We start from the raw sequence: 12,612 nt of genomic DNA on the forward strand, positions 1-12,612 counted from the left end.
CTTCTGCAAGAGGACTATTCGCTCCAGTGGCCACTTCTAAGTTCACATTAGCCGAACCGGGCGTTACGTTTATCTCCAGTGTATCGGATATAAAGGTTAGCGTATCTCCAAAGCTCATCGAAGCGCTTCCACTTCCACTTGCCCCTGTACCTTGGACGGTGAATAAGAAATCACCGGTAACAAACGTTCCCGTCGGTCCAGTCGGCCCTGTGGGTCCTTGGGGTCCTTGAGGTCCTTGGGGTCCTTGAGGCCCTTGGGGTCCTTGAGGCCCTTGGGGTCCTTGAGGTCCAGTCGGTCCGGTAGGCCCTGTGGGTCCTTGGGGTCCTTGAGGCCCTTGAGGTCCCTGAGGCCCTTGAGGCCCTTGAGGTCCCTGAGGCCCTTGAGGTCCTTGAGGCCCCGTAGGTCCTGTGGGTCCCTGAGGTCCTTGAGGCCCTTGAGGTCCCTGAGGTCCAGTCGGTCCGGTAGGCCCTGTGGGTCCTTGGGGTCCTTGAGGCCCCTGAGGTCCTTGAGGTCCCTGAGGTCCAGTCGGTCCGGTAGGCCCTGTGGGTCCTTGGGGTCCTTGAGGTCCTTGGGGTCCTTGAGGCCCTTGAGGTCCTTGAGGTCCTTGAGGTCCAGTCGGTCCGGTAGGCCCTGTGGGTCCTTGGAGTCCTTGAGGCCCCTGAGGTCCTTGAGGTCCTTGAGGTCCAGTCGGTCCGGTAGGCCCTGTGGGTCCTTGGAGTCCTTGAGGCCCCTGAGGTCCTTGAGGTCCTTGGGGTCCTTGAGGCCCTTGAGGCCCTGTGGGTCCTTGGGGTCCTTGGGGTCCTTGAGGTCCTTGGGGTCCTTGAGGCCCTTGAGGTCCTTGAGGTCCAGTCGGTCCGGTAGGCCCTGTGGGTCCTTGGAGTCCTTGAGGCCCTTGAGGTCCCGTGCTACCTTGAGGTCCTGTGTCCCCTTGAGGTCCCTGTAATCCTTGAGGTCCTTGGGGTCCTTGAGGTCCTTGAGGCCCCGTAGGTCCAGTCGATCCCGTAGGTCCTGTGGGTCCCTGAGGTCCCTGAGGTCCTTGGGGTCCTTGAGGTCCTTGAGGTCCTGTGGGTCCTTGAGGTCCTTGAGGTCCTTGAGGCCCTTGAGGTCCGGTAGGTCCTGTGGGTCCTTGAGGCCCTTGGGGTCCTTGAGGTCCTTGAGGTCCTTGAGGTCCTTGGGGTCCTTGAGGCCCTTGGGGTCCTTGAGGTCCTGTGTCCCCTTGAGGTCCCGTGTTACCTTGAGGTCCCGTATCGCCTTGAGGTCCCGTGCTACCTTGAGGTCCCGTATCGCCCGTAGGTCCTGTGTCCCCTTGAGGTCCTTGAGGTCCTTGGGGTCCTTGAGGCCCTTGAGGTCCCGTGCTACCTTGAGGTCCTGTGTCCCCTTGAGGTCCCTGTAATCCTTGAGGTCCTTGGGGTCCTTGAGGTCCTTGAGGCCCCGTAGGTCCAGTCGATCCCGTAGGTCCTGTGGGTCCCTGAGGTCCCTGAGGTCCTTGGGGTCCTTGAGGTCCTTGAGGTCCTGTGGGTCCTTGAGGTCCTTGAGGTCCTTGAGGCCCTTGAGGTCCGGTAGGTCCTGTGGGTCCTTGAGGCCCTTGGGGTCCTTGAGGTCCTGTGTCCCCTTGAGGTCCTTGGGGTCCTTGAGGCCCTTGGGGTCCTTGAGGTCCTGTGTCCCCTTGAGGTCCCGTGTTACCTTGAGGTCCCGTATCGCCTTGAGGTCCCGTGCTACCTTGAGGTCCCGTGCTACCTTGAGGTCCTGTGTCCCCTTGAGGTCCCTGTAATCCTTGAGGTCCCTGTAATCCTTGAGGTCCCGTGCTACCTTGAGGTCCCGTATCGCCCTGAGGTCCCGTGTTCCCTTGAGGCCCCGTGTTCCCTTGAGGCCCTTGAGGTCCCGTGCTACCTTGAGGTCCCGTATCGCCCTGAGGTCCCGTGTTCCCTTGAGGCCCTGTGTTCCCTTGAGGTCCTGTGTCCCCTTGAGGTCCCGTATTACCTGTGGGACCGGTTGGCCCTGTAACTAAGAGAGTTCCTGTTGGAATTATTGATCCTCCGACCGGTCCCTGAGGTCCCTGAGTTCCCTGGGTTCCTTGTGCTCCCTGTGCTCCCTGTGCTCCCTGTAATCCTGATGGTCCCTGTAATCCTTGAGGTCCCGTTACTCCGTCTACACCAGTTAGTCCTCTGCCTTGAGGCCCCCTAGGCCCCCTAGGTCCTCGAGGTCCTTGAGGTCCTTGAGGTCCCCGTAGTCCATTTCGTCCCCGACATCCTTTAGGCCTCTTAGGTCCGTAAGGCCCTTGAGGTCCCCGGAGCCCATTTAATCCTCGGCAGCCCCTAGGTCCTCGAGGTCCTTGAGGTCCACGTTGTCTCCTGTATTTTCTAGAATAACCGTCTATGAAAGGCAAGATATAATTCCGGCGTAGGTTCATCTCCTCACTCCTAAACTTTTGATATACACAGGATACGAATTCATAACTGTAAATGATATAAATAAATGACTATTTTAATTGTTTCGGACATCAATAATAGGATAATAGGTTGAAATTTATTTGATTATCCCACTGTTGATCCATATAAATAATCCCTGCTCTATGAAAGAACAGGGATTATCGTTGTACTATATTTGGCAATGAGTCTACTACCAGACTCATTGCATTTTTTTGCAAGTCTATGTATTTTGTACATGTCCTTGAGACGGTATCGTAGGCTCAAGACAAGCGAAACCCATCATCTGATGGTGAATAAGGCTCTATGGATGACCGTGGATGATGGGTTTTATTTTCGTTTTGTTATTTACATGTAAAATGAAATGGGCAAGCGAGTGATTTAGTTGAGTTCACAAATTCCATTTCATCTCTCCACATCATCGTCGTCGCCAATCATAATAAAGGGGGAGTTGTATTGGTTAAGCTTCATGATTTCCACCTCGCTTTTTATGAAAAGCTCATTTTGAAGTTGGTGCATTCTTTCAAGGCAATCACATTTTTGTAGCTTATCGCCTATTTTATCAAAACAGTTTGCCGATTTTAATAATGCTGTGTATTCCCGTTGCTTGTATCCATATCTTCTGGAGAGATGGACTGCTTCTTGATATGAGGTAAGAGCCTCTGGAAATTGATTTTGAAACCAGTAGAAACGTCCTTTTACAATTATATGCAGATCAAGATATACATCTATCAAAAGATATGGAAGAGTTGTATAGAAAGAAAATGGTACTTGTTTGAAAAAGAATGATATAGAGCACTTAGTAAGGATCGTGTTGAGAGAGTACGTGTGGTGTAAATTAATCCATGAATCAGATGTGTTTGTGCACTTTGGTTATGATTACTATATGTATTGGGGCTGTTCATTTCAGTTGGATGATGAGTTTATACAACAAATACATTTATTAGGTCTATTCGTGGAAGAAATGACTTCACCTTATCATTAATACGAAGTGTGTTATTTTCTCTGAAAATGAAATAATAAAAAATAACGATTGTTTAATTTATAGAGAAAATATAGAATGTTACATATGGGTATTTGGAGATCTGATCCGATTTCTGCCTATTTTACAAAATGTTTGCAATCATAAATCACTTTGGACGTGCAATCCACCATTTTTCGATGATGGCGGATATAAAATGAAATCACTAGGATAATAGCATGAAGGAACACTTTTTAACACTGGGCTGGAACTAGGAAACTCAGTTGTGTAAATGTGCGGAAATATAGTGGATGGAGAGGATCGTTTGTGAAGAGGTATCGTGTTTTGGTGATCGGTGCAGGGAGAATGGCGGAGGCGATTTTTGCTGGGTTATTACGTACACAAGTGGAATACGTAGAGGGGATTGTGGTAACGAATCGCAGGAATGCGGCTCGTCTGGTAGAGATAGAAGAAAAGTATGATGTGACGGTGACTCATGATTGGCGAGAGTATATAGGGTCCGTCGATGTGGTGTTATTATCTGTCCTCCCGCAAGATCATCGTGAGCTACTGACTGAGCTTGCTCCGCATATTCGTGGGCAGTTAGTGATAACGGTGGCGGCGGGTATTGGTCTTGGGTTGCTGGAAGAGATGCTCCCCGCGAATACACCTGTGGCATGGGTTATGCCAAACACGGCGTCTCGAATCGGCGAGTCCATTTCCTTGTATACATGTGGACAGCATGTTAGTCCGGCCCATCGTCGGATGCTGGAGGTCATCGTGGCTGGGATTGGAGAGGCAGTGGAATGTACAGAGGAACAAGTGCACAACTTGACTGCCATTACAGGAAGTGCCCCCGCGTTTTTATATCTGTTTACAGAAGTGCTAGAAGAAGTTGCACAGGAATATGGTGTAAAACCCGAAATGGCCCGCAAGCTCGTCGTCCAAATGCTATTCGGCTCCGTAGCGATGCTACAACAAGGCGAAGAACCAGCCAAACTACGTGACGACGTAACTACCCCCGGAGGCGTGACAGCGGCCGGGATCGAGGTGTTAGAGAAACGCGGATTCCACGACATTCTCCGCCAAACGATTTATGCAACGAATGCCCGTGCCCGGGAGATGATGGATTGAGCTGTGGGTTGATACATGCTCCGGATCAGCTTCTAACAATTCAACCACTAGGGGGTGCAAAAAACGAAGAAAAGCCCACACCTGTGAGCTTGCAACCACTCATTTGAACCACAGGTCAACTAGAATCACAGGAGGAAACCAAACATGCCTTTCATTCAACTGAAAACAGAACTACCAGGCCCACGCTCCCAAGAATGGCTGGAGAGGATGCATCGATCCGTTGGAAAAGCCAAAGCCGAAAAAACACTTGTACCAGCCATCATTGACTACGCAGAAGGCGCATTAATCCATGACATTGATGGCAATCGATTGATTGATCTAGCAGGTGGAGTTGGTTCACTGAACGTGGGTCATAGTCATCCCCTTGTTGTACAGGCGATTCAAGAAGCGGCTGCGCGTTTTACCCATACAGATTATACGGTTGTCCCCTATTCTTCCTATATCGAACTAGCCGAAGAGCTTTGCCGAAGGGCACCGGGTACCTTTTCCAAAAAGGCAGTCTTCATGAATTCGGGTGCAGAAGCAGTGGAGAGTGCGATCAAGATTGCTCGAAAGGCGACAGGGAAAAAGGCGATCATCTGTTTTGATGGCGCGTTTCATGGTCGAACGATGATGGCGCTTACCCTTACTTCCAAAGTCCGTCCATATAAGGAAGGCATGGGTCCCTTTGTTCCCGATGTGTATCGTGTACCTTTCCCATATGTGTACCGTTGGCCGGGGTTTCCTTCGGAAGAGGAAGTTTGCTTTCAAGCGTTGGAACATTTGGAGAATACGTTTTCCTCGCAGGTATCGCCAAATGAGACTGCTGCCATCATCATGGAGCCGATTCAAGGAGAAAATGGCTTTATCGTGCCACCAGCAGGTTATTTGAAAGGTGTGCAAGAGATCTGCCGTAAATACAACCTATTGCTGATTTGCGATGAAGTGCAGACGGGATATGGACGAACGGGTGAGTTTTTAGCTTCCACAATCTTTGAAATTGAACCAGACTTGATTACGCTGGGTAAGTCGATTGCAGGTGGCCTGCCATTGTCTGGAGTGGTGGGGAGGACAGAGCTTTTGGACTCTGCGGGGGATGGCTCGATAGGGGGGACATTTGTAGGAAATCCGATTGCTTGTTCAGCGGCATTGGCTGTGTTGAAGGTGTACGATGGGGAGCAATTGGGAGAGCGTGCGAAACAGATCGGGGAGCAAATCACAGCAGCGCTCGATGGATTTGCGAAAAGCTCGTTAATGGTCGGAGAGATTCGTGGGATCGGTGCGATGCGTGCAGTTGAATTAGTACGCGCTAAAGAGACGAGAGAGCCAGCGTCGGAGGAAACAAATCAAATTATTCAGCGTTGTTTGGCGCGAGGCGTGATTATTTTTAAAGCTGGGTTACACGGAAATGTGATTCGTTTCTTAACACCGCTGGTGATTACTCCAGAACAGTTAGATGAGGCACTACAGATACTATTAGATACGATGCGGGAAGTGGAAGAGGAATTTACCCATGGTAAGGAAATAACGGCTGTGTAGTCTGTTTTACAAGTACGTTTGGAACGGAGGAGTAGGATTGGAAAAGGATATCCGCCGAGATCAATGGTCGTTATCGAAACAAGAACTTCTCGCTAAGATCCTGGAGGGAAAGAAAAGCTTATCGAAGGAAACATCCATTCAGCGTTATGAAAGTGGCGGGCGTACTCCAGTCTCTTTTGCCCAAAAACGTTTATGGTTCCTCGATCAATTGTATCCGGGAAGCCCTGCATACAACGTTACGTATACCATGCGCCTTCAAGGTGTATTTCATATAGAGGCAATGCGCCGAAGTATCAAGGAATTAGTTGATCGGCATGAAGGACTGCGGACTATCTTTCGTAAGGAGCATGATCAACCGTTTCAAGTGATTGAGGAAAAGGTTGAATTCGATATGCCGCTTGTGGATGTAACGGATCTGCCGAATGAAGAACGGGAAGTAAGGGCGATGCAACTACTTGCGGAAGAGATGAAAACGCCGTTTGATCTGGATCAAGGGCCTTTGATTCGAGTGATATTTGTGAAAGGTGGGGAGCAGGACCATTTCTTCCTCCTAAACATTCACCATATTGTCTTTGATGGATGGTCGGCGGGGGTCTTCTTTCAGGAGCTGTCTGCTTTATATGAGGCTTATCAAAAACAGGAGACGATTCAGCTACCGGATTTACCTTTTCGATACGTGGATTACACACATTGGCAACAGAACTGGCTCCAAGGTGGAGAGCTGGAGCGTCAGCTTGGATACTGGGAAGGGCAACTGGGTGGAGAGTTGCCGGTGCTCAATTTACCGTATGATCGTCCGAGGCCTATCCAGCAAACATTTCAGGGATCTTTGCAGCATTTTACGATTTCCTCATCTCTGCTAGAGAAATTGAAGGAGTTGAGCCAGCAAGAAGGGATTTCGTTGTACATGACGTTGTTATCTGCTTTTAAGGCGTTAATGTACCGTTATACCCGGCAAGAGGACATCTTAATAGCCTCCCCGATTGCGAACCGGACACGGAGTGAGTGGGAAAAGGTTGTTGGATTCTTTGCAAATACGCTGGTTCTGCGTACGGATTTGTCAGGAGATCCTTCGTTTCGAGAGTTATTAAAACGGGTTCAACAAGTAACACTTAGTGCTTTTTCAAACCAAGATGTTCCGTTTGAGCAGATTGTGGAAAAGCTGATGCCGAATCGGGATTTAAGTATGAATCCGATATTTCAGATTATGTTTAATCTGGTAGAGCTACCAGAAGAAACCGAGTTTTATGGCCTACAAACGGAATTTCTCGATATTGATAACGGCACCACCAAGTTTGACTTCGAAGTCCAACTAACGGAAAACAGAGATGGGATTCACGGAAGGTTTGAATATAGTACAGATTTGTTTGATGAGGCAACGATTCAGCGGATGATAGTGCATTACCATACATTATTAGAAGAAATCGTTCAAGATCCAGCGCAATCGATTGCAACGGTGAACTTGTTGCAAGAGGATGAGAGACATCTGCTGCTACATGAGTGGAATGACACAGATGCCGATTATCCAGCAGATATGTGTTTACATCATTTGTTTGAAGAGCAAGTGGTGAAAACGCCTGATGAGGTTGCTGTGATTTCTGAGAGTAAATCGACTACCTATCGTGAGCTGAATCAGAGGGCAAATGGATTTGCACAGTGTTTACGCCAATTGGGTGTGGGGCCAGAGGTGAAGGTTGGGGTTTGTCTAAGGCGTTCGTTGGAGACGGTTGTGGCGGTGTTAGGGATTTTGAAAGCTGGGGGCGCGTACGTATCGCTGGATCCGAATGAGCAAGAGGAACGTCTTCAGCACTTCATGGAGGATGCACAGCTTTCACTTATCATCACGAATCAACACTTGGCTTCGGTTATGCCGGATGCACCTGTTCCCAGAGTTCATATCGATCAGATGTGGGATGAGCTAGAGCTTCTAGAGGGAAATGGGGAGGCTGGAAATCCGGATCATCTGATTTATATTGTCTATACCTCAGGCACGACGGGCAAGCCGAAAGGGATTGAGATGACGCATCGTCCTTTGATGAATCTGATTACGTGGCAGACCAAGAAGTGGATTCATCCTGCGAAAGCACGGTCTCTGCAATTTTCAAGCCTTGGCTTCGATATGTCATGCTTTGAGTTTTTTACCACGTTTATAGCTGGAGGGACGCTGATCATTCCGACGGATGAGGAACGGAATGATCCAGAGAGATTGTTACTATTTCTGGTAGAACAGGGAGTAGAACGTGCTTACTTTCCGTATGTAGCCCTCCAACAGTTGGCAGAGTTATCGTTGCAAAGCAATCAGATGTTCATGCTGAAGCTACAGGAGATGGTGGTAGCAGGAGAGCAACTTCGTCTTTCGCCTACGATTATCGAATTCCTCAAACGGCTGGATGGCTGTGTGCTTCATAATCATTATGGTCCTTCTGAGGCCCATGTGGTAACCTCTTATCCCGTCTTGATCGAAGATGAAAAACGAGTTCTTGCCCCCGTTGGCCGTCCTATCGCTAATACAAAAATCTATATCCTAGATCAGCAATTGAAGCCGGTTCCCGTTGGTGTGTCGGGTGAGGTGTATGTAGCAGGTGTTTGTTTGGCCAGGGGGTACATCCATTTACCAGATAAGACGGAAGAACGGTTTGTACGCAATCCATTTAGCGCGGATCCACATGCAAAAATGTATCGAACGGGGGACTTAGCTCGATATCTTTCCGATGGCAATATCCAATTCTTAGGTCGGGTCGATGACCAAGTGAAGATTCGTGGCTATCGGGTTGAGCCTGGAGAGATTGAAGTGGCTCTGCAAAAGGCTCCTGCCATCCAAGAAGTAATCGTCATCGCGAAAGAAGAAGCGCCGGGGCGTACGGAACTGATTGCTTATTATGTAGCGAGTCAGAAGCTAGATAGGGAGGAACTGAGAACCTATCTACTAAGCAAGCTTCCCGACTACATGGTGCCCGTTTTTTATGTTCAATTAGAAGAGATGCCTGTAACTTCAGGCGGCAAGGTGAATCGAAGAGCTCTCCCTGAACCAGATCGCACGGCCCATCATCAGACGACTTTTCAGGAACCAGAGACCGAAACGGAAAAGAAATTAGCCCTTATTTGGGAAGAGGTGCTGGGGCGAACGGGGATTAGCCAAGAAGATCACTTTTTCCGTTTGGGCGGTCACTCGCTCTTGGCAACCCAAGTGATTTCCCGTGTGCGTACTCGTTTTCAGGTGGAGGTACCACTCCGGTTGATCTTTGAAGTGTCGATTTTAAAGGATTTGGCAAAGCGTATCGAACAGGAGACTGCGCAACCATCTGTATCATCGGGAGAATCGATTCAGCCGTACCCGAGAGAGGGGGCCACGTTAGCCTCCTATGCGCAACATCGCCTGTGGTTTTTAGATCAATTGAATCCAGAAAGCACGGCTTATCATATGCCGTATGCGGTTCATCTACAAGGTCAAGTTGATATAGAAGCAATGAGGCGGAGTGTGCAAATACTGGTTGATCGGCATGAAGGTCTTCGTACAAACTTTGCAGGGAAGGATGATCAACCGTTTCAAGTGATTGCGGAGAAGCTGGAATTAGATATGCCTTGCATTGATGTAACCCATTTTCCGAGAGAAGAACGTGAGACAGAATCGATGCGCCTCTTGGTGGAAGATGCGAAAGATCCGTTTGATTTGCAATATGATCCGTTAATCCGGGTGAAATTTATCCGATTGGATGAACAAGAGGTTTTCGTTTCGATTCATTTTCATCACATCATCATGGATGGTTGGTCAGCAGGGGTCTTTTTCAAGGAGCTGGCAGCTATTTATGAGGGAGAAATCCTGCAAACGAAGGTGCATTTGCCAGCATTAAATCTTCATTATGTGGATTATGCAGAGTGGCAACGTGAGTGGTTACGAGGAGATGTGCTAGAGAGTCAGCTGAAGTATTGGGAGAGGCAATTGGGCGGGGAATTGCCTGTTTTAGCCTTGCCTTATGACTATGCACGACCTTCTAAGCAACGGTTCCGTGGAGATGTATACCACTTTACGCTTCCGATATTGCTTCATCAGAAGCTAAAAAGCTTGAGTCAACAGGAAGAGGCTTCTCTATACATGACTTTGTTGGCGGCTTTTAAGGTTTTGATGTATCGCTATACGAACCAAGAAGATATCTTAATCGCAGCTCCGATTGCCAATCGTACTCGTAGCGAGTGGGATGGAGTCATTGGATTTTTCGCGAACACAGTTGTCTTGCGTACGGATTTGTCAGGGATTTCATCTTTCAGAGAGTTACTCCAACGTGTTCGTCGGGTGACGTTGGATGCTTATTCGAACCAAGATGTGCCGTTTGAGAAGGTTGTAGAGAAGCTGATGCCGAATCGCGATGTAAGTATGAATCCGCTGTTTCAAATAATGTTTAATTACATTGAATCCACCTATGAAACGCAGTTTTACGGGCTGAAGAGCAAGTTTGTCGATGTAGATAATAATACGGCAAAGTTTGATTTTGAAGTGCAGATCATGGAAACAAGCGAAGGAATCCAAGGGAGGGTGGAGTATAGTACAGATCTATTCGATGGCACGACGATCCAGCGGATGATCGTGCATTATCACACTCTTTTAGAAGAGCTCGTTCAAGCTCCGGATCTGTCGATTATTGAGGTTAACTTGTTACAAGCGGAAGAACGGCACCTACTTTTACATGAGTGGAATCAAACCGAGGTCGATTATCCACCGGGTCGATGTCTCCATCATGTGTTTGAGGAGCAAGTGATTCGAACACCGGATGAGGTTGCCGTTATCTTTCAGGATGAGTTGATCACCTATCGGGAGCTGAATCAACGAGCAAACGGTCTAGCACAACGTTTGCGTCAGTTGGGCGTAGGACCGGAGACACGAGTAGGGGTTTGTCTCAGTCGTTCAATCGAGATGATCGTTAGCGTGCTGGCGACGTTGAAGGCTGGAGGGGCTTATGTATCACTTGATCCACAAGATCATAAAGGGCGCCTTCAGTATATTGCAGAGGATGCACAGCTGATCCTTACATTAACCACAAAGCATCTAGATACTCAAATTCCAGGCTTATCGGCTCAAAAAGTGTATCTAGATCAAATTTGGGACGAATTAGATTTGATGGACGAGAATAGGGATAGTTGTACTCCGGATCATTTGATGTATCTTGTTTATACATCAGGGTCTACGGGTAAGCCCAAAGGGGTTGAGTTGACACATCGGGCGATGGTGAACTTGGTATCATGGCAGAGAGAAAAATGGGTATATTCCAAAAAAGTTAGAGTTATCCAATTTGCTAGTTTAAGCTTCGATATGTCCTGCTTGGAGTTTTTTACAACATTTGATACCGGATCGACATTGATTCTGACGAGTGAAGAAGAGCGAACGAATCCGGAACGATTGCTAGCATTGTTAGCTGAGCAAGAAGTGGAGCGTTCTTACTTCCCATATGTAGCGTTGCAACAATTGGCCGAAGTGGCAAGTCAGAGGGACGTGTCGGGCCTCAAGTTGCGCGAGATTATGGTAGCGGGCGAACAGCTAAATCTCACAACACAGATCGTCGAATTCCTGAAGAGGCTCGATGGTTGTGTGCTTCACAATCATTACGGCCCTTCCGAGACACATGTGGTTACTACGTATCCAGTATGGATCCTAGAAGAGAAGCAAACGCTTCCTCCCATTGGTAAGCCGATCGCCAATACAAAAGCGTATATCTTAGATAGGAACATGCGTCCCGTTCCGCTTGGAGTGCCAGGAGAACTGTATTTTTCGGGAGCCTGCTTGGCGAGAGGGTACTTTCATCAGCCAGAGATGACGCGAGAGCGATTTATCATGAATCCGTTTAGCCGAGATCCAAGTGAGAAACTGTATAAAACCGGTGATTTAGCCCGCTATTTGCCCGATGGAAACATCCAGTTTCTAGGTCGCGTCGATCATCAGATTAAGATTCGCGGATATCGAGTCGAGCCGGGTGAGATTGAAGTGACGATGCTACAGGTTCCGGGATTAATGGAATCCGTTGTGGTCGCGAGAACAGACGTATCAAGTCGAACGGAGCTAGTTGCCTACTATGTGGCGAATATGAACATGGATCAGGAAGAAATAAGAACCACCTTACTAAGCCAATTGCCTGATTACATGGTTCCTACATTTTATATGCAACTTGCCGAGATCCCACTCACATCAAGCGGTAAAATCGATCGTCGCTCTCTGCCCAAGCCGGATTCTAGCGCTCATACCCATCCGGCTACATGGACTGCACCCGAGACGCCAACCGAACAAAAACTAGCCTTGATCTGGGAAGACGTACTCGAACGCACCTCCATCGGTCGTCGCGATCACTTTTTTCGCATAGGAGGTCACTCTCTCCTAGCAACTCGCATCATTTCCCGTATCCGTCGCGACTTCCAAATTGACGTGCCCCTTCAACTCATCTTCGAGGCACCTATCTTGAAGGATTTGGCGATTCGAATCCAGCAGATGACGATGGAAGCAACGAGCGGTGCACAAGCACCACGTACCATCAAGCGCCAACCAAGGCAATTACACTCTCACATCAAGAAGAAGTTGGAATAACACTC

3 protein-coding genes and 1 pseudogene are annotated in these 12,612 nt (G+C 48.4%); 3 read left to right on the forward strand and 1 reads right to left on the reverse strand.

Features of this window, described 5'->3' with window-relative positions:
- Positions 1–2,410, reverse strand: a pseudogene (locus EDD57_RS09335) (hypothetical protein); the annotation flags it as partial.
- A 1,304-nt stretch (positions 2,411–3,714) separates the two neighbouring features.
- Between EDD57_RS09335 and proC the strand changes: the two are divergent.
- The 3 genes from proC (at position 3,715) to EDD57_RS09350 (ending at position 12,607) form a co-directional block, all read left to right on the forward strand.
- Positions 3,715–4,521 (forward strand): pyrroline-5-carboxylate reductase, encoded by an 807-nt coding sequence (gene proC, locus EDD57_RS09340; RefSeq protein WP_279388952.1) that lies wholly within the window; start codon positions 3,715–3,717, stop codon positions 4,519–4,521.
- A 144-nt stretch (positions 4,522–4,665) separates the two neighbouring features.
- Positions 4,666–6,039, forward strand: coding sequence for a 4-aminobutyrate--2-oxoglutarate transaminase (gabT, locus tag EDD57_RS09345; RefSeq protein WP_131849193.1), 1,374 nt, complete (start codon positions 4,666–4,668; stop codon positions 6,037–6,039).
- A 37-nt stretch (positions 6,040–6,076) separates the two neighbouring features.
- Positions 6,077–12,607, forward strand: coding sequence for a non-ribosomal peptide synthetase (locus EDD57_RS09350; protein ID WP_131849194.1), 6,531 nt, complete (start codon positions 6,077–6,079; stop codon positions 12,605–12,607).
- The last annotated feature ends 5 nt before the right edge of the window (positions 12,608–12,612 follow it).

It is taken from the genome of Baia soyae (assembly GCF_004341445.1).
Taxonomy (GTDB): Bacteria; Bacillota; Bacilli; order Thermoactinomycetales; family Thermoactinomycetaceae; genus Baia; species Baia soyae.